This is a genomic window from Paenibacillus sp. tmac-D7 (assembly GCF_006519665.1).
GTDB classification, from domain to species: Bacteria; Bacillota; Bacilli; order Paenibacillales; family NBRC-103111; genus Paenibacillus_G; species Paenibacillus_G validus.
On sequence record NZ_VIDW01000025.1, the window covers coordinates 26,112 to 45,774 of the forward strand.

Here is a 19,663-nt window from a genome sequence, read left to right on the forward strand (position 1 = left end):
GGGGAATTACTATGGCTTGGTTGATTGAGGATGAGCCTGGGCAGAAGCAATTAGCCGAACAATTTATGCGAATGATCCGCAGCGGTTCCATTGTAAAAATTCCTGGAACTCATGATGCTATGGCTGCCAGAATCGCGAAGCAGTTCGATTTCAAAGCCATTTATTTGTCAGGGGCCGCTTATACGGCTAGTCGAGGTTTACCGGATCTCGGACTGATCTATTCCAATGAAGTGGCGGACCGTGCTCGGGAGCTGATCAGGGCTTCGGGACTTCCCCTGCTTGTCGATATCGACACAGGCTTCGGAGGTGTGCTGAACGTTGCCCGAACGGCGAAAGAAATGCTGGAGGCCAAGGTGGCTGCCGTTCAGATCGAAGATCAGGAAATGCCGAAGAAATGCGGGCACCTGAACGGAAAGAAGCTCGTCTCTGTGGAGGAGATGATGCAGAAAATCAAGACGATAAAGGAAATCGCGCCCTCCCTCGTTGTCATTGCCCGTACGGACGCTAAGAGCGTAGAGGGGATGGAGGCTGCGATCGAAAGAGCCAAGCACTATATAGCTGCGGGGGCAGATGCAATTTTTCCGGAAGCGCTGGAAAACGAAGAAGATTTCAAACGGTTCCGAGCAGCTATCGATGTTCCACTGCTGGCCAATATGACTGAATTCGGGAAAACCCCTTATTATACCGCCGAGCAATTCGAAATCTGGGGAATTAACATGGTCATATATCCGGTGACCTCGCTTCGGGTTGCCGCTAAAGCATACGAGCGGGTGTTTGCGGAAATTAGCCAAACCGGGACGCAGGTGCAATCTTTGGCGCATATGCAGACGCGAAAGGAACTTTACGAAACGATCCGGTATTATGATTATGAAAATTTGGACGGGAAAATTGCCAAAACTGTTCTTCAAGACGAATAATCTTGCTTTGGTGATTCCCAATATCGTTGAGTTTGACTTCTGTATGCATTCATCACTGGATAACCCGCAGCCCTGGCCACGGCTGCGGGTTATTTCTCTGCCCGACAAAGAACATGATGTTTGTTCGGGGACGTTTCCAGCATAAGGGGAGAAGGGGGGAGTACGGCGTGACACAATCATGTCAGCTTTCATTTTAATGCTGGTAATTTGCCCTTGATATTTCCCTGCGCCGCCCGCAGTTGTTTATTGTCGACATGAGTATAGATCTGTGTGTTCTCTATACTGGAATGGCCGAGCAATTCCTGGACAGAACGTATATCAGTCCCGCTCCGGATGTGCAGTGTTGCAAAGCTATGGCGCAGCTTATGACTGGATAGTTTCTTCTCGTTCTCCGGCTTGGATTCTTGAAAGGCGGCAAATGCCTGCTCGGTTACATGCTGAACCGTCCGTCGCGCGATTCTCCTGCCAAATTGAGAAGTAAAGAGAGGAATATCTTTTCCGCTCCGGTGAGGAATGCGAATCGGCATGTACCGGTCCAATGAATCGATGATTTCCGGGAGCAGAGGAACCACTCGCCATTTATCTCCTTTTCCTTTCACTCTGAGGTACTCCTCGTCTCTATGATAGTCCTTCAAATTCAGACGGTGTATTTCAATGACGCGCAGCCCTGCGTACGCCATTAACATGCAGATGGCCACGTTTCGAATCACATATCTTCCGTCTACCTCTTGGAAGAAATGGACAAGCTCCTGCTCATCCAGATAGGTCGGAATCCGATTTTTTTCAACCTTCGTCTTCTCCACCTCCAGGGCGGGGTTTCCCTTGATGATTTCCATAAGATTAAGGAATTTAAAAAAGGTACGAATGGAGGAAAGCTGCCGATTTCTCGCCGATCCGCCCGTTCCGCCCTTACGAATGCTGGTTAGGTAACGCATGACGTCGAGCTTGGTTATGTCTTCGACGGGCTTGGGGTAAACACTCCCGAGGAACCTCCTGATGTCCAGCATATACTCACGCTGCGTGAGGATCGAATAGTCCTTATCTTTCATGATGATTGAGAATGCATCGAGCTCGGTTTCGTATTGCTCCATGATGTCGTATTTCTTACTCTGCAAAGTCATCTGCCACCTGTCTGCGCCTGCTTGTCCATGGTATAGGGTAGCGGGAGTTGCGCCTTTTCTTTGATTATAACAGAAGTTGCACGAAATCCGTATTTTGTGCAATTTTTTGCGCTTGTCTAATGCACGGGTGAAGCAGGCTATAGCATCTTATGTAGAGGAATAACCGATCAAATTCGCTCTGCCGTTAGGGGGAGTCACCGAGGTTGTATTCACGCTGCGACCAAGGACGAATCAACGGGGCATAGACGTCGCTTTACAGGAAACGTGTCCATTTTAAAGGATGGAACAACAACAACTTCTGAAATCAAATGTGATTGACACATACTTCCAAACATGTTACTTTAGTTTTGGGGAGTAAAATGAGTCAATCAGCTCATTATTTTAAAGCGATCGAAAGTTGCAGCAACTACTTTTACTTTACCCGGATTTCAATGCATGGCTAAAGCTGCACGTCGAGGTGACAAGGGCGGGATCAGGATGAACATTTTCCTGAAAGCGCCTACATGCGTCGGCTATTTCAAGGGTGGGGAAAGGGGAAGTGTTTATTGATGAGTGTCATGAAAATCGATTTGCACATTAATCATGAAGATGTACCAACCGAGCGTTATTCCGAGGTTCGGGATCCGGGCCGACTTACAGATGTCGTGGGACAAGTAGGGATCGGAACCGTGCAGCACGTAGAGCAAGCCGTGAACGCCGCACATCAAGCCTTCTTGTCATGGCGCAAGTCTGCGCTTGAGGAACGCCTGGATGTTTTGTCTCGAATCGCGAAGCTTCTGGAGGATGAAAGCCAATCTCTGGCCGAGACGTTATCGAGAGAGAACGGGGTTCTGTTGTCTACATCCTTAGGTGAAATGAATATGGCTATCCATGCGGTTCATGCAACGATCAAAAACGCGGAATCTTTCTTCAATCCCAAACAGGCGGAGGACGAAATCAGCTGGGTGAGCGTGGAGAAAAGGCCAATCGGTGTCATAGCGGGAATCGTGCCTTGGAATGCGCCGATGGTGTTAACGATCCAAAAAATCGCACCGGCAATCGTAACCGGCAACACACTCGTCATGAAGCCTTCGCCGAATGCTCCGATGGGGGTAAGTATAATTATGAAAAAAATCGCAGCCCTGCTTCCTGCCGGCGTCCTCAATGTTATTCACGGAGACGGGGACGTCGGCTCTGCCTTAACGAAGCATCCGCTTGTACGTAAAATATCATTTACAGGCGGCGGCAAGATCGCAAAGTTCATCATGAAGGATGCAGCGGAATCTCTTAAAGGCGTGCACTTCGAACTGGGCGGAAACGATCCGGCAATCGTACTCGATGATGCGGACCTGGACGACATCATTCCCAAAATTATGGTCAGCGCATTCCGCCGTTCGGGCCAAGTATGTTTCGCCACTAAAAGAATCTATATTCCGGAGAAGATGTATGATTCTTTCTATACCAAAATGTGTGATCTGGTCGATCAGTATAAGATCGGGCATGGCTTGGATCCGAGCGCCACTTTCGCACCGTTGAACAACAAAGTTCAATACGACTTCGTCAAAGCGCTTGTTGAAAGAATCAAACAAAGCAGCGCCAAGATTGTGGAGTTGGGTGAGAAGCTGGAGCCTGATAACTGGGACAACGGCTATTACTTGCATCCGGCAATCGTCCGTGATGTGGAGCCATCGCAAGAAATTGTCACATGCGAGCAATTCGGTCCGATCATGCCGTTAATCTCCTATCGTTCGGAAGAAGAAGTAATCCGTTGGGCCAATATGACCGAGTACGGTCTGGGTTCCTCCGTATGGACTGCCGATTTTGAACGCGGCCTGAAAATTGCGAGAGAGATTGAAGCCGGTATGACGTTCATTAACGGGAGCGGCCAATCCCATCTCGGCTATGAGCAAATGCCGTTTGGCGGTGTTAAACAAAGCGGAATCGGCAGAGAAAATTCTGAGCTCGGCCTTCATGAATTCATCGAGTATCATGCGATTAATTATCATAAAACCAGCTGATTTCCATATTTGTACCCGCTTTAATAAGAAATGAAAGAAGGTAATGGAAATGAATAAATTTCCTGACTTGCCCATTTACACAGGCTTCAATACGCCAAGCCGGATGGAAGTTGATATTTACGACGTGGAAGTGGATGGTGACATTCCGGCCGACATCAACGGGGCTTTCTACCGGGTCGGGCCCGACCCGCAATACCCGCCTTTACTCGGCCATGACATTTACTTCAACGGAGACGGCATGGTAAGCATGTTCCGGTTTCAGAACGGCCGTGTCGACTACAAGTCCCGGTATGTTCGCACCGATAAGTTCGAACTGGAACGCAAGGCGCAGCGCGCTTTGTTCGGCGCCTACCGGAACCCGTTTTTCGACGATCCGAGCGTACAGGGGCAGATTAGAGGAACAGCTAATACGAACATTGTTTTTCATGCCGGGAAACTGCTTGCGCTTAAGGAAGACAGTCCGCCGATCGTTATGGATCCGTTCACGCTCGAATCGCAGGGCTATTACGATTACGAAGGTAAAATGACGAGCGAGACATTCACGGCGCATCCGAAGCTGGATCCCCAGACGGGGGAAATGATAGCGTTCGGTTATGCCTCCAAGGGCATCGACACGGATGATATCACGTACTATGTGATCAGCCCTAAGGGGGAAATTGTTCACGAGGTCTGGTTTAAAATGCCATATGCCGCCATGCAGCATGATTTCGGTGTGACCCGTGATTATGTCATTTTCCCGGTTGTGCCGATCGTAAGCAGTCTGGAACGGGCAAGAGAAGGAAAACCGACTTTCGGTTGGGACGGCACGAAGGACATCTATCTTGGAGTCATCCCGCGCAGAGGCGAAGCCCGCGACATTCGTTGGTTTAAAGGACCGAATCAATTCGCATCCCACGTCATGAACGCCTTCAACGTAGGCTCCAAGATACATATCGACATGCCGGTTGCCGAAGGCAACATGTTCCCGTTCTTCCCGGATATCCACGGCGCGGCATTCGACCGGGAGAAGGCGGATTCCCGCGTCACCCGCTGGACAATCGATTTCGAATCCGGCAACAATACGTTCGAACATAAGCAGCTGGGTAATATGATCGGGGATTTCCCGCGCATCGATGACCGCTATGCGATGGAGTCTTACCGCCACGGCTTCATGTGTGTGACGGATTTATCGAAACCTTATGATTCCAAGCGCGGTGGCAGCATTTCGGGGATGTTCATCAATTGTTTGGGTCATATCGACTTTTCCACCGGCAAGGAGAAAATCTTCTTTGCGGGGCCGACTTCCACGATCCAGGAATCTACCTTTATTCCGAAATCGGATCATGCTCCCGAAGGTGAAGGGTACCTTATCGCGTTAGTTAATCGGCATGAAGAGATGCGTTCGGATTTGGTTATTCTTGACGCCCAGCATATCGATGACGGCCCGATCGCCACGGTGCGTTTGCCGCTGCGGCTCCGTCAAGGCCTGCATGGGAACTGGGTGCCGGATTCCCGGCTCAATACGGCGAAAGCAGCTGTCTGATTCATAGATTCACCAATATTGAATATAAATGGAGGAGTTACTACTATGGGAGAACTTGCATTAAACTCGAATGAGCACATTGCCACTTTGGAGAAAAAGATCGAGCAATTAACGAATCAAGTTGGTTTACTGGAAGATACGCAGGCGATCAGGCATTTGCATCATAAATACGGCTATTATATCGATAAGTGTCTGTACAACGAAGTGGTGGATCTCTTTGCAGAAGACGGAGAGGTTCACTTCATGGGCGGCATTTTCAAAGGTAAAGAGGGAGCGCGCCGGCTCTATGTCGAACGGTTCCAGAAAAATTTCACTAACGGCAATAACGGACCTGTATACGGTTTTCTTCTCGATCATCCCATGATGCAGGACATCGTGGAAGTCTCCCCGGATCGGCAAACGGCCAAAGGAAGATTCCGCTGCCTGATGCAAGCGGGACGTCACGAGCTTGCAGAGGGTGAAACCAGACAATGGTGGGAAGGAGGAATCTACGAGAATGAATATGTAAAGGAACAGGGCGTATGGAAAATCAAAGTATTGAACTATCGCGGATTGTGGCACGCCGATTTCGATAAAGGCTGGGCGCATACTCCACCGGGGTTATACCCGATGTTCTCGACGACTTTCCCGGAAAACCCGGTCGGTCCGGATGAATTGATCGTGCCGACTCCTGTTCTCTGGCCGGATACGGATGTGATGGCATTCCATTATCCGCACCCTGTGACCGGTCAGTGCTGAAGCGAATAAGGCCTGTCAGACGCGGAAACACATTTATTATCATAAAACCAACGTGCAAAGGGGTAATATCGATGGCGATTCCAGAGGAAAAGATTCCTGTAACGCGATATGAGGATCTTAACAAAAGCTATATCAACGGAGAATGGCGGGAAGGTTTAAGCGAAAGGACTTACGATATTACGAATCCTTACGACAATTCGGTTGTGACGACCGTGCGGCTCGCGACAGCTAAACAACTGCAGGAAACGTTTGAGATTGCAAGAAAGGCGCAGCGGGAATGGGCCCAATCATCCGTTGAGGAACGCAAGGCGGTCATTCATAAAGCTGCGGAATATTTGCACGCCAACCATGATGCGATTGTCAACGTCATTGTCCGTGAAACGGGCGGAACAATCTTAAAAGCCAACGTAGAAGTGCATCTTGCGCTGGAAGTGTTGGAGGAGGCCGTCAATTACGCCGATGCCATTGATAAAGTGCAGGATATTCCGTCGGCTGTTCCGGGCAAGGTGAACCGGGTTCGCCGCCTTCCGCTGGGCGTGGTCGCATCGATCTCCCCATTCAATTTCCCGATGAATTTGTCCATGAGAACGATCGCGCCTGCTATCGCCCTGGGGAACAGCGTAGTGCATAAGCCTGATATTCAAGTCGGCTTAACGGGCGGTTCGATTATTGCCAAGGCGTTCGAATATGCGGGTCTGCCGAGAGGCGTCTTCAACGTGATTCTGACGGATATTACGGAGATCGGCGACGAGATGCTGACGAACCCGCACGCCGGTTTGATCAGCTTCACCGGCTCTACGGCGGTCGGCAAACATATCGGCGAAATTGCCGGTAAAAACTTAAAGCGCGTCATTCTCGAGCTGGGCGGAAACAGCCCGTTTGTCGTACTGTCGGATGCCGATGTCGATCGTGCGGTTGATGCCGCAGTGTTCGGAAAGTTCATTCATCAAGGACAAATATGTATGATTATTAATCGTTTCATCGTGCATAAAGACAAGCATGATGAGTTTGTGCAAAAGTTTGTCGAGCGGGCGAAGGCTCTTCCCTGCGGCGATCCAAGAGATCCGAAGACCGTAATCGGACCGCTTGTTAATGAACGCCAGCTGCAGAAAGCGGTCAACGTCATCGAATCGGCCAAGCAGGAAGGCGTGACTATTGCGCTTGAAGGCAAGAGGGAAGGCAATGTGCTGACGCCTTATGTGTTTACGGGTGTGGATAACACGAGCCGGCTGGCACAAACCGAGCTGTTTGCGCCGATCGCGACGATTGTCAAGGCCGATACGGATGAAGAAGCGGTTCGAATGGCAAGCGAAACCGAGTACGGGTTAAGTTCTTCGATCTTCACTTCTGATTTGGCCAAAGGCGAAGCGTTTGCGATGCAAATCGAGAGCGGCATGACGCATATCAACGACCAGACGGTTAACGATAGCCCGACGATTCCTTTCGGCGGCAACAAGTCGAGCGGAAGCGGCAGATTCGGCAATCCGTGGATCATCGACGAATTTACGATTACCAAATGGGTTTCGATTCAACAACAATATCGCAAATTCCCGTTCTAATCAGAGACTCAGCACCTGCGTTTGTTCAAGCTAAAGAAGCCCTGCACCTATGCAGGGCTTCTTGCGGTACGCCCGGGAGGGGCGTCATCTCCAGCTTGCACTATTTATCAGACACAATGGTGTTGAATATACAGGGAATGGGTTTGCTGCTAATCCGTGATCTCGTCAAGACGGTAACCCATTCTGGAAGAAATGTTGTTGGAAGCTTCAATGACGAGTTGCTTGATATTTGCCAATTGCTCTATAAGGTGAACTTCAGGTCCAACGACGCCAATTGCGGCGATGGGATAACCATGTATATCAAATATGGGTGCGGCTATGCCCGTCACTCCCAGATTGGTTTCATGGGAGCTGGCAAATACCCGGTCCCGCCTGATTTGCTGCAATCGCTCACGTAAGAGAACGGGATCTGTAACCGTGTGCTTGGTGTATGCTTTAGCAGGCAGGGACAAAATATGGTCAATTCGAGACTCGGGGAAAAAAGCCAGCACCGCCTGGCCCAGAACGCCGTACAAATACGGCCGACGCAGCCCGACGAGCGTACCTACACTTAAGCCTTCATAATTTTCATTTTCTCGTTTATAAACGTAAAAAATTTCTTCCTTCTCCGGTAAAGCCATCAGGATGGTTTGCTTCGTTCGAAGGTGAAGCTCATCCAAGAACGGCTCCGCCTCTTGCCGTACGTCAAGGGTGGAAGATTTAAGCATCGAAAATTCCAAAAGCCGCAAACCAGGTTGATAGGTTAACGAAGTGGCGTCAAATTGGACTAACCCTCTGCGTGCAAGGGTATATAAAATGCGATATACCGTATTTTTGGGCAGATGGGCAATTGCCGAAATTTCTTCGATCGTAAGCGAAGTGTTTCCGGCACTGAACGCCTGTAGCACATCGATCGCCCGGTCAATGGTTTGGATGGAGTTCATATTAATGTCCCTCATGTTAAAAACCCCCGATGATCATGGATAATATTGCATGATTTAGCCTGTGGGATTATTGACACCTACAGGCAACCATGTTAACTTATATCATATAGAATTAAAATGAGTAATACAACTCAAAAAATGAGGGGATGTTATGAAGTGAAAATTGTTCTATTCAATGACTATATACCTGGAGTAGTAAAGGATGATCGCGTACTGGATGTTAGCGGTATCGTTCCCTGGGATGCGGCTAAACCGCAGGAATCCCTTGTAAATTTGATTGTGCGATTTGAATATTTCAAATCCGCCATTGATCGGGGGCTGGCATACGCCGATTCGTACGCATTGCACCAAGTGAAATTACGCCCTCCCGTTCCGAATCCAACGAAAATCGTGGCGGCGCCGGTGAATTATTATCTTCACCAGGATGAAATGAACGAGCAATTCAATAACGCGGAGTACACGATTGAAAAACTAGGCTTCTTTTTGAAAGCGCCTTCTTCAATCATCGGTCCCGAGGATACCGTCAAATTGCCGTTTAAAGACCGCAGGACGGACCACGAAGCGGAGCTGGCGTTCGTCGTCGGCAAGAGAGCGAAGGATGTGCCCGCATCGGAAGCCTATAAGTACATATTCGGCTATTTCGCCCTGATGGACATCACGGTCAGAGGCAAGGAAGACCGCCCATGGCGCAAATCCTTTGATACATTTACGCCGATCGGGCCCTGGATTGTAACGTCGGATGAAATCGGGAATCCTAATGAGCTCGGATTTCGCTTATGGGTGGATGAGGAGCTCCGGCAGTCGGCGAATACCAAGGACTTGATATACGATTGCTACAAGTTTTTTGAAGCGGCATCGGCAGCGATGACACTGGAGCCGGGGGACATTCTTACAACGGGAACGCCCGAAGGGGTCGGTCCTATCGAGAAAGGCAACAAGGTCCGGATTCAAATCGACCGGATCGGCGAATTTTCGGTTTCTGTCGATTACAAGTAACGGAGGTGACGGGATGAAAGAATCAGATGAGCTTAAAGCATTTGATGCGAAATTGCAGAGCGAAAACCTGGGGCCGCTGTGGTCGTCGATCCATGCCTTAAATACGATTGAGCCGAAAGCGAAGCCGATTCCTTATTTGTGGAAGAAAGCGCATATCGAAAGGCATCTGGAAGAAGCGGCGAGATTGATGGAGGTCGGAGGCGCGGTGGAACGCAGGGCGGTTTTCCTGATCAATCCAGGTATGAAGGATTTGCAGCCTTTGGGCTGGGGAGGAGCTACCCAAACGCTGTATGCGGCGGTTCAGGCCGTGAAGCCCGGGGAGATTGCGCCGGCACATCGGCACACGACGACGGCCTTGCGGTTTATTATGAAAGGACGCGGGGCCGAAGGAAGAGTGGATGGGGAGAAAATCCCGTTTGAACCAGGCGACTATCTGATCACGCCGACATGGGCCTGGCACGATCATGCGAACCAAGGCGATGAAACGGTGCTCTGGATGGATTGCCTGGATACGCCCTTCACCATGTACATGAATGTGTGCTTCACGGAATTTCATCCCGACAAGCAGCAGCCGTTGCAAGTCCCGGACGATTATAGCGCGCAGCGCTATGAGGGGGGCATGGTCCGCCCGGTGTCCGACCGTACTCCGCAAATCGCGCCGTTAGGCCGTTACAAGTGGGAGCAAACCAGTCGGGGATTGGAAGGATTAAGCCGGTTCGATCCGGACCCGATCGAAGGCTATGCGGTGGAATATATCAACCCGTCGACGGGCAAAGACGCCAACGACCGCATCGGCGCCCGCATGCAGAAGCTTCCTCTGAAGTTTCGCGGGAAAGCCCACCGTCATGTACACAGCTGCGTGTACCATGCGTTCAAAGGAAAAGGCTACACCGTGATGAACGGTGTGAGGTTCGACTGGTCGGAAGGAGACTTCTTCGTTATCCCTTCCTGGACATGGCACGAGCATGTGAATACTTCGGATGAAGAAGAAGCGCTCCTGTTCTCCACCAACGATCTGCCGATTATGGAAGCATTTCAGTTCGAAAGAGCCGAAGAACTCCAGGAGCATGACGGGCACCAACAAATACAAGAGGTTTTTGAACCGATTCTTTAATAGATGAAATGGAATGATAAAGAACTAGAAGGGAGCGATTCCACGTGTCGCAACATCCAATTGTGATTGTCGGCGCAGGGCCAGTCGGATTAACGGCCGCCACCATTTTAACTCAAGCGGGCCTGCCGGTCATCGTCGTAGAGAAAAGCAATGCGCCAAGCCGGGAATGGCGGGCTTCTACATTCCATGCAGGAACGCTTGAGCTGCTGGAACCGTACGGAATCGTTGAAGAATTAATGAGCCGTGGATTGCTATGTGAGAAAGTGCAATACCGGGATCGGAAAAACGGCTTGTATGCGGAATTTGATTTCAATCTGCTCAAGAATGATACGAAATATCCGTTCCGTCTGCAATGCTCGCAGGCGACATACGTACAGTTATTGTTCGAGAAACTGAAGAAGCGCGCGAATGCCGAATTGAGGTTCGAGGCCGAGATTGCCGGCTTTACCCAAAATGAAAGCGGTGTCACTGTTTCGGTCAAGACGCCAAACGGAATGGAACAGCTTCAAACGCCGTATCTCCTTGGTGCGGATGGAGCAAGAAGCGTGGTCCGCAAAACGCTTGGCTTCGCATTCGACGGATATACGTTTGAAGAACGCTGGCTGCTGGTAGGCACGCCTAACGCACTCGATCAGTACATTCCGGGCTTGGCGTATGTCAATTACATTTCCGATCCGGAACAATTCTTGTTCATGCTTCGCGTACCGGAAGCATGGCGCTTCCTGTATCCCGTGCCTCCCGAAATACCGGATGAGGTCGCGCTCAATATGGATAACATCCAGCGAACGATGCGGGAAGCCTTACATACAACGGATCACTTCCCAGTCGTTGAAAATACGCTGTATCGCATCCATCAACGTGTCGCGGAGAATTTTTATGAAGGAAGAGCGATTCTGCTCGGGGATGCGGCTCATCTGAACAGCCCGATGGGCGGATTGGGATTGAACAGCGGCATCCACGATGCGGTAGACTTGAGTATCAGGCTTATCCGAATCGTTAACGGTGCCGATCGGAAAGCCGAGTTGGACAAGTACAGTGACGCGCGCCGGCGTGTGGCGGTCGAATATGTCAAAAGCATCAGCGAGAAAAATACCCAAGTTGTGAAAGAAACGGATCCGGAACATCGTATAAAGCTGCAGCGGGAGATGGCCGAGCTCGCTAACGATCCGGTCCGCGCCAGACAGTGGCTGCTTCGTTCGGCGATGATCGCGAGCATCCGCGAACAAGGAATCGGCGATGCGCCGTAATCGATCGACGATTAGAAGCCAAGCGCTTCATGCCGAGGGATAAAACCTGAAGCGCAATCCATTGGCTGATGCAGGGAAGCTGACGATCGTGAATGCAAGCCATGCGGACGCGTTTATGCCCAAGTAAGCCGGCCGTAAAAACCCAATGAAAGAGGAGAGCCATGCAGGATAACGAAATCGTGTTCTCGCTGAGGAAGATATCCAAAAGTTTTCCTGGCGTCCTGGCGCTGAACGATGTCTCGGTTGACTTTGTGCGGGGAGAGGTACATGCGCTTCTGGGAGAGAATGGGGCGGGCAAGTCTACCTTAATTAAGGTGCTTGCCGGAGCCCACGCTCCTGACGAAGGGGAAATTCAAATCGGCGGGGAGTGCTACAAAGAGATGACGCCCCGTCTGGCGAAGCAGCTGGGGATCCAGGTGATCTACCAGGAATTCAATCTTATCCCGACGCTGTCGGCTGCGGAAAATATATTTTTGGGCGATTTCATCGGCAACGGCTGGCTGGTTGACAAGAAAGCGATGGTCAACAAGACGAAGGAGCTGCTCGACAGCCTCCAGATCCAATTGGACCCGCGCCGTCTTGTACGGGACATGTCCCCGGCCCAGCAGCAGATTGTTGAAATTGCCAAAGCGATTTCCAAAGACGTCAAAATCCTGGTCATGGACGAACCTTCCGCCCCGTTGACCATCAACGAAGTGGAAGCGATGTTCAAGATCGTGCGCGTGCTCAAAGAGAAGGGCGTCACCATCATTTATATTTCGCACCGGATGGAAGAGTTGTTCGAAATCTCCGACCGCATAACGGTCATGAGGGATGGCCGGTACGTTTCGACCCAAGCAACCCAAGCGACGAACCGCCAGGAGCTGGTCAGTCTGATGGTCGGCCGGGAGCTGAAGGAAACGTATCCGTCCCGCAGCATAAAGCCGCAGCAAACGCTGCTCGAGGTCAATCGTTTAAGCGGCAACGGCTTTGAGAATATTTCCTTCCAGTTGAAGAAGGGTGAAATTCTCGGGTTTTCCGGCTTGGTAGGCGCCGGACGGACGGAGCTGGCGAGGGCGTTGTTCGGGGCGGATCCCGCCCACACGGGCGACATTGTGTTCGAGGGGCAGAAGGTGAACGTGAGATCTCCGCAAGATTCGATCCGGTTAGGAATGGGACTGATCCCGGAGGACCGGAAGCAGCAGGGGGTTATCCTGAGAAGCACGGTGAAACGGAATATTACGCTGCCCAGCTTGAAGTTTCTGTCGCGGTTTGGGGTGGTCAAGACGAAAGAAGAGCTGGAGCAGGCGGAAAGCTTCAAGAACACCTTATCGATCCGAACCCCTACCTTAGAGCAGAAAGTGAATCATTTGAGCGGCGGCAACCAACAAAAGGTGGTGCTCGCCAAGTGGCTGGCCAGGGATTGCAAAGTGCTGATCTTTGATGAGCCGACGCGAGGGATCGACGTCGGGGCCAAACAGGAAATTTATAAACTGATGTGCAGCCTGGCGGAAAGCGGAGTCGGCATCATCATGATTTCGTCCGATATGGAGGAGCTGCTGGGGATGTCGGATCGGGTGATCGTCCTCTCCAGCGGCAGAATGACCGGGGAGCTGGGAAGGGAAGCGTTCGCGCAGGAACGCATCATGGACATGGCGTCACAGCATTGAAGCGGAGGAGATGCGATATGGCACTGAACGAATTTTTTAGGAAATACGGCATATTTATCGTGCTGGCGCTATTGTTTATCTTGTTCTCATCCATGACGGAAGCATTCTTGACGATCAACAATTTGCTCAATATTCTGCGTCAGGTTTCGATGATGGGGATAGTCGCAGTCGGGATGTGCTTCGTCATGATTGCGGGGGGAATTGACCTCTCGGTCGGTGCGCAAATCTCCTTGGTCAGTATACTGACCTCTTGGCTGATGGTCCATGCAGAGGTGCATCCGGTATTGGCGGCGGTTGCCGGAGTGGCGGCGGCGACGCTGGTCGGGTTCGTCAACGGCTATCTGTGGGTGACGTTAAACATCCACCCGTTGATGATAACGCTGGCTACGATGACGATCGTGACGGGGCTAAGCAAAATGATCAGCGGGGGGATGTCCATCTTCGGGTTTGATAAATCGTTTAGGGTTCTCGGACAAGGCTATGTCGGAAGCATCCCGATCCCGGTCATTATACTGATTGTCGTAGCCCTGATCGGCAGCTTTATTCTGAATAAAACGTATTTCGGCCGATATGTGTATGCGCTTGGGGGCAATGAAGAAGCGGCGAGGCTGTCGGGAGTCAATGTCAAGCGAATGAGAATGATGCTCTTCTCCCTGGGCGGATTCATTACGGGCATCGCGGGTATCGTCCTCTTATCGCGTATGAACTCGGGCCAGCCGAACGCGGGGGCCGGGTTTGAGTTCGACGTATTGACGGCGGCGATTCTCGGCGGCATTAGCATCATGGGCGGTGAAGGGAGAATATCCGGCGTACTGACCGGTGTTCTCATCATCGGGGTGCTGAGCAACGGTCTGGTTTTGATGAATGTAGGCGATTACTACCAAAGCATCATCAAAGGGGTCGTGCTGATTGCGGCAATCGGTCTGGACGGTCTCCAGCATAAAAACAGAAAGAAAAAAGCTGTGCCGTCGGTCCAGTTGGCGGCTGGGGGTTGAAGGGATAATCAACGGAGGCAACCTTAAAGCAACGGGAGCTTTCGTGGTAACCAAATTCCACTAACCATTTATCGAAATCTATTGAAAAGAGGGATATCTTACATGTCGATGCAGGAAGAAAACCAACCCGTGAAGGATCAAGGAGCAATTGGTGGAGAGAACGTGAAGGTTGAATTTGAGGACGGTATTGCCTGGGTGATCTTGAACCGTCCGCACAAGCGGAACGCGATGAGTCCGGCGCTGAACGAAGAGATGGTTGAGATTTTGGAGCAATTGGAGCTGGACGATCGCTGCGGCGTCGTCGTGCTGACGGGCGCGGGAGATTCCTTCTCGGCCGGTATGGATCTTAAAGAATACTTCCGTGAAACCGAGAGGAAGTCGCAAGCCGAGATCGCGAAAGTGCGCCGAACGGCAACGAATTGGCAGTGGCGAAAGCTGATGTACTACTCCAAGCCGACAATCGCCATGGTGAACGGCTGGTGCTTCGGCGGAGCCTTCACCCCCCTGATTTCCTGCGATTTGGCCATTGCTGCAGAGGATGCCACTTTCGGTTTGTCTGAAATTAACTGGGGAATCATTCCGGCAGGGAACGTTACCCGCGCGGTTGCCGCGGTAATGGGGCAGCGCAACGCGCTCTATTATATTATGACCGGCGAACCGTTTAACGGCGTAAAAGCTGTGGAAATGGGCTTGGTGAACGAAGCGGTGCCGAAAGAAAAACTGCGGGAGCGGACGGTTGAACTTGCGAGAACGCTGCTTAGCAAAAATCCGGTTGTTCTGAACGCGGCGAAGATGGGCTATAAATATTCCCGCGACATGCCATGGGATACGGCTGAAGATTATTTAGCGGCGAAACAACAGCAGCAAATATCGCTTGATCCGGAACGCGGACGGCAGCAGGGGCTCAAGCAGTTCCTTGACGATAAGACGTTTCGCCCGGGACTGGAGGGTTACAAGCGTGAGTCTTAATTCGAAGCCGCTGGCCAATGCCGCTGCGACGGTCTCCGTGGAGAAGCTGCTTCACCCCCGCTCGATTGCCGTCGTGGGGGTGTCGGCTGCGCCGGGATCGCCTGGCGAAGCCGTTGTGGACCACCTGCGGCGCTTTCGCTATGACGGTGAGATTCACCTGGTCAGCCGGAACCGGGAAGAAGTGAACGGGATTCGGTGCGTGCCGGCCATCGATGACCTGCCGAAAGGGATCGACGCCGTGGTGTTGTGTGTTCCTCAAGCGGCGGCGGTAGAAGCGGTACGGGCTTGCGCGCGACGGGAGGCAGGTGCCGTCATGATTTTTGCCGCAGGGTTCGCGGAGGCAGGCGATGAAGGGATGATTGCCCAGCAGCAAATCACCGAGATCGCTCGCGAGAACGGGATGGCGGTGGCCGGACCGAATTGCATGGGGTTAACCAATTTTATCGATCGTGTTCCGTTGACTTTCGCGCCGGGTCTGAAGGCTACCGCGGTGGAGGGTCAATTGGCCCTGTGCGTGCTGACGCAAAGCGGAGGAATGATGTCTTCGCTGCGGGAAACAAGCCAGGCCCGCGGCATACCGCTCTCCTATGCGATCTCCACAGGCAACGAAGCAGCGGTCGGCGTTGAGGATTATCTGGCCTATTTGCTGGATGACGCATTGACCCGGGTGGTGACCATGTACGTCGAGCATATTCGCCAGCCGCAGCTGTTCTTGCAACTGGCATCGAAGGCCAGAGAGAAGGGGAAATTCATCGTACTGCTGCATCCCGGCAAGAGCGAGGCGTCGAGGGAAGCTGCACAATCGCATACGGGCTCGCTCGCCGGAGATTACACGGTCATTCAGACGCTGCTGGAGCATGAAGGCGTCATTATGGTGGATACGATGGAGGAATTGGTAGACGTCGCATGGTTTCTCACCTGCTATCCCGTCCTGCCCGATCGCGGTACCGCGATTGTGACGGACTCGGGTGCGTTCAAAGGCTTCGCCCTTGACTTCTGTCAAGCGAAGGGGCTGGAGCTTCCCCTGCTATCCCAAGCGACGATCGAAGCAATCAAGCCCGTGCTTCCCGAATTCACGACGGCCACGAATCCGCTTGACATCACCGCGCAAGCATTGACGGATATGAGTTTGTATACGGCTGCAGCCGAGGCGTTTCTTGCGGATGCTGCGGTCGGAAGTTTGTTGATCGCGGTGCTGCCCGGCTCGCCGAGAATAGGTCTGGCGAAAGGGCGTGCTGCGCTGCCGGCCATATCGGGATCCAGGAAGCCGGTCGCGTATGTCCTGTTGGGAGAAGGATCTCAGCTGGCCGATGAGCTGATTGACGAAATGAAAGCGACCGGCGTACCGTTGTTTCGCTCGGCCGAGCGCGCAATCCGTGCGCTTGCTTGCGTGACGAAAGCCGGAATCGCCCGCTCCGAAACGGGCAGGGGCCGCTGTACGGTTACGGTAACGCCGAATCCGCTGCCAGGGACGGGTGCCTTACCTGAATACCTGGGGAAACAATACCTTGCCGCCGCCGGAATTCCGGTACCGGCGGGCGAGCTGGCCGCAGATGTGGAGGCAGCTTGCGAAATCGCGGGCAGAATCGGTTATCCGGTTGTCATTAAAATATCAGCCGGCGAAATTGCGCACAAGAGCGATATCGGCGGTGTCATTGTCGGCATCGGGCAGGAGTCTGAGCTGCGCGAAGCCTGGACCCGGTTGCACGATAATGTACAGCGGGCGTTTCCGGGGTTGAAGCCGGAGGGCGTGCTGGTCGAGAAGATGGGAATCCGCGGTATTGAAATGGTGGTCGGTGCGCGAAGGGATCCGGAATGGGGCCCGATGGTGATGGTCGGTCTGGGCGGGATCTGGATCGAGATCTTGAAGGACGTATGCTTCATGCCTACGGATATAAGCGAAGAAGCCATAGTGGAGAAAATCCTCACGTTGCGCTCGTCCGCGCTCCTTCGCGGTGCGCGAGGCGCGAAACCTTCGGACTTGAAGGCGCTGGCCAAGGTTGTGGCGGTCGTTGCGGAACTTATGAGAACGACGCCGGAAGTGGCAGAGATCGACATTAACCCGGTCATCGTATATCCCGACGGAGAGGGCGTATTGGCATTAGATGCGCTTGTCGTCGTATCGGAATGAGGACCGATGCGTGACCGCTCTTTGACCATTTCGAGAAATGAATTTTGAGTTGTACAGCTCATTTTGGATCAAAGCAACCTGCCCGGAACGTTCAAGCGGTTGTCGATGCTTCTAAGGAGACCTCATGCGTAATTTAGCTGTATCCACACCACACTATTCTGCCGGTCGGTAACCCATGCGGGAAGAGATTTTCTCGGCCGTGCTTTGAATGAGCTGTTTGATCTCCTCCAACCGATCGTTCAGCTGAATTTCCGGACCGACGACTCCTATAGCCGCTATAGCTTGTCCGTCCAGACCAAATATAGGTGCTGACATGCCGATTACCCCGATATCCGTTTCATTCAATTCTACAAAGAAACGATCTTTCCTGATTTGCAGCAGCCGCTGCCGAACCAGCTCTTTGTCCGTAACCGTAAAGGGTGTGATTTGCTCGATTGGCTCACTCAGAACGCGTTCGATTATTTCGTCAGGCTGATAGGCCAGCAACACCGGCCCCAGTACCCCGTAAAGAAAGGGGCGGCGTACGCCGACGTGCGCCGTCACTTTTAAGCCTTCGTAGTTTTCATTTTCTTTCTTTAAGGAATAAAAGACTTGTCCCTGATTTTCTCTGACGGCCATCAGAACGGTTTGATTCGTCTGGAGATGGAGCTCGTTCAGGAAAGGTTCCGCTTCCTGATGGACGTCAAGCATGGACGTTTTGAGCAAACCAAACTCGATTAGCCTTAAGCCGGGAGAATAGGTTAGAGTTTCGGGATCGTATTGGATCAAACCTCTTCGTTCAAGCGTGTACAAAATTCGATAAGCCGTATTTTTAGGCAGTTTAGACAGCTGTGACAATTCCTCAATGGTCAATGTTGATTTATTAAGGGTAAATGCCTCGAGCACATCGATTGCTCGGTCGATGGCACGGATGGAACTCATGTTGATCTCGCGCATGATAAACCTCCGAAAACTATTATGACTGTATTTTACAGGTGTCCTTCCTTACAGTCAATTCAGCGGATCGTCTCGGTCATGCTGCAGCCCATTTTCGAAGAAATTTTATTGGAGGTTTCGATGACAAGGTTTCTCATGGCCTCCAGTTGATCGTGAAGATGAACTTCGGGACCGACGATTGCAATGGCCGCCGCAACGTTGCCGTTCATATCGAAAACAGGCGCGGATATCCCGGTGACGCCGAGGCTGGTTTCGTTCGATTGAACAAAAACGCGTTCTCGTTTAATTTGTTTCAGCCGCTCGCGGATCCTTGCAGCATCCGTAACGGTATGCTGCGTATGTGGTTGTGGAGGAATGCTTAGAACGCGTTCTATTTGTTTTTCCGGAAGAAACGCCAGAATGGCCGGCCCGAGAACGCCGTACAAGTAAGGACGGCGTACGCCGACGAGCGTGTTTACTTTTAAGCCTTCATGATTTTCGTTTTCTTTTTTGAATACGTAAAAAATTTCATTTTCCTCCGGCAATGCCATCAAAACCGTTTCGTTTGTTAGGGAATGAAGCTCTTCCAAGAAAGGCTCTGCCTCTTGCCGTACATCAAGGGTGGAAGATTTCAGCATAGAAAATTCCAAAAGTCTTAGACCAGGATGATAGGTTAACGCATCGGCATCGAATTGAACGAGTCCTCTGCGTTCAAAGGTGTATAAAATGCGGTATACGGTGTTTTTGGGAATATTGGAAATTTTCGATATTTCTTCGATAGTCAGGGCTGTGCTTTTGGCACTGAACGCTTGTAATACATCGATCGCCCGATCAATTGTCCGAATCGAATTCATATGTATGTCTTTCATG

At 51.6% G+C, this 19,663-nt stretch carries 16 protein-coding genes; 12 read left to right on the forward strand and 4 right to left on the reverse strand.

Going from position 1 to position 19,663, the window contains the following annotated elements; genetic code table 11:
• Positions 1-11 precede the first annotated feature (11 nt).
• Complete coding sequence (gene prpB, locus FKP33_RS17170; RefSeq protein ID WP_141335860.1) at positions 12-917, forward strand: methylisocitrate lyase; 906 nt, start codon at positions 12-14, stop codon at positions 915-917.
• Between the two features lie 188 nt (positions 918-1,105).
• Here prpB and FKP33_RS17175 read toward each other — a convergent pair whose 3' ends face one another.
• Positions 1,106-2,032 carry a tyrosine-type recombinase/integrase gene (locus FKP33_RS17175; protein WP_181410192.1) on the reverse strand — a complete coding sequence of 309 codons (927 nt, stop codon included), beginning with the start codon at positions 2,030-2,032 and terminating at the stop codon, positions 1,106-1,108.
• A gap of 554 nt (positions 2,033-2,586) precedes the next feature.
• Between FKP33_RS17175 and FKP33_RS17180 the strand changes: the two genes are divergently transcribed.
• From FKP33_RS17180 to FKP33_RS17195, 4 genes are all read left to right on the forward strand, one after another.
• Complete coding sequence (locus FKP33_RS17180) at positions 2,587-4,035, forward strand: aldehyde dehydrogenase family protein (RefSeq protein ID WP_258313470.1); 1,449 nt, start codon at positions 2,587-2,589, stop codon at positions 4,033-4,035.
• Positions 4,036-4,084: 49 nt separating this feature from the next.
• Positions 4,085-5,557, forward strand: a complete 1,473-nt coding sequence (locus FKP33_RS17185) for a lignostilbene-alpha,beta-dioxygenase (protein ID WP_141335863.1) — start codon at positions 4,085-4,087, stop codon at positions 5,555-5,557.
• A 45-nt stretch (positions 5,558-5,602) separates the two neighbouring features.
• On the forward strand, positions 5,603-6,295 hold the full coding sequence (locus FKP33_RS17190) for a nuclear transport factor 2 family protein (RefSeq protein ID WP_141335864.1): 693 nt from the start codon (positions 5,603-5,605) through the stop codon (positions 6,293-6,295).
• A 71-nt stretch (positions 6,296-6,366) separates the two neighbouring features.
• On the forward strand, positions 6,367-7,854 hold the full coding sequence (locus FKP33_RS17195) for an aldehyde dehydrogenase family protein (RefSeq protein ID WP_127604149.1): 1,488 nt from the start codon (positions 6,367-6,369) through the stop codon (positions 7,852-7,854).
• A 149-nt stretch (positions 7,855-8,003) separates the two neighbouring features.
• Here the strand turns inward: FKP33_RS17195 and FKP33_RS17200 are convergent, their stop codons facing one another.
• Positions 8,004-8,792: an IclR family transcriptional regulator gene (locus FKP33_RS17200; protein ID WP_127604147.1), complete on the reverse strand. Its 789-nt coding sequence runs from the start codon at positions 8,790-8,792 to the stop codon at positions 8,004-8,006.
• Between the two features lie 141 nt (positions 8,793-8,933).
• On the opposite strand from FKP33_RS17200, the gene FKP33_RS17205 reads away from it, so the two are divergent.
• The 7 genes from FKP33_RS17205 to FKP33_RS17235 all read left to right on the forward strand — a co-directional run bounded on the left by FKP33_RS17205 (position 8,934) and on the right by FKP33_RS17235 (position 17,878).
• A complete protein-coding gene (locus FKP33_RS17205) occupies positions 8,934-9,773 on the forward strand; it encodes a fumarylacetoacetate hydrolase family protein (protein WP_141335865.1) in 840 nt (279 codons plus the stop codon).
• A gap of 13 nt (positions 9,774-9,786) precedes the next feature.
• The gene (locus FKP33_RS17210; RefSeq protein WP_127604143.1) at positions 9,787-10,887 is read left to right on the forward strand and encodes a cupin domain-containing protein; all 1,101 of its coding nucleotides are present in this window, start codon (positions 9,787-9,789) and stop codon (positions 10,885-10,887) included.
• 44 nt (positions 10,888-10,931) lie between these two features.
• Positions 10,932-12,134 (forward strand): FAD-dependent oxidoreductase, encoded by a 1,203-nt coding sequence (locus tag FKP33_RS17215; RefSeq protein ID WP_141335866.1) that lies wholly within the window; start codon positions 10,932-10,934, stop codon positions 12,132-12,134.
• Between the two features lie 161 nt (positions 12,135-12,295).
• Positions 12,296-13,783 carry a sugar ABC transporter ATP-binding protein gene (locus FKP33_RS17220; protein ID WP_141335867.1) on the forward strand — a complete coding sequence of 496 codons (1,488 nt, stop codon included), beginning with the start codon at positions 12,296-12,298 and terminating at the stop codon, positions 13,781-13,783.
• A 17-nt stretch (positions 13,784-13,800) separates the two neighbouring features.
• A complete protein-coding gene (locus FKP33_RS17225) occupies positions 13,801-14,778 on the forward strand; it encodes an ABC transporter permease (protein WP_141335868.1) in 978 nt (325 codons plus the stop codon).
• 102 nt (positions 14,779-14,880) lie between these two features.
• Complete coding sequence (locus FKP33_RS17230; RefSeq protein WP_196426832.1) at positions 14,881-15,747, forward strand: p-hydroxycinnamoyl CoA hydratase/lyase; 867 nt, start codon at positions 14,881-14,883, stop codon at positions 15,745-15,747.
• Positions 15,737-17,878, forward strand: a complete 2,142-nt coding sequence (locus tag FKP33_RS17235; protein WP_219996671.1) for an acetate--CoA ligase family protein — start codon at positions 15,737-15,739, stop codon at positions 17,876-17,878. The genes FKP33_RS17230 and FKP33_RS17235 overlap by 11 nt, the downstream gene beginning before the upstream one ends.
• Positions 17,879-18,031: 153 nt before the next feature.
• Here the strand turns inward: FKP33_RS17235 and FKP33_RS17240 are convergent, their stop codons facing one another.
• The gene (locus FKP33_RS17240) at positions 18,032-18,814 is read right to left on the reverse strand and encodes an IclR family transcriptional regulator (RefSeq protein ID WP_127610621.1); all 783 of its coding nucleotides are present in this window, start codon (positions 18,812-18,814) and stop codon (positions 18,032-18,034) included.
• 59 nt (positions 18,815-18,873) lie between these two features.
• Positions 18,874-19,662 (reverse strand): IclR family transcriptional regulator, encoded by a 789-nt coding sequence (locus FKP33_RS17245; RefSeq protein WP_141335869.1) that lies wholly within the window; start codon positions 19,660-19,662, stop codon positions 18,874-18,876.
• Position 19,663 lies beyond the last annotated feature (1 nt).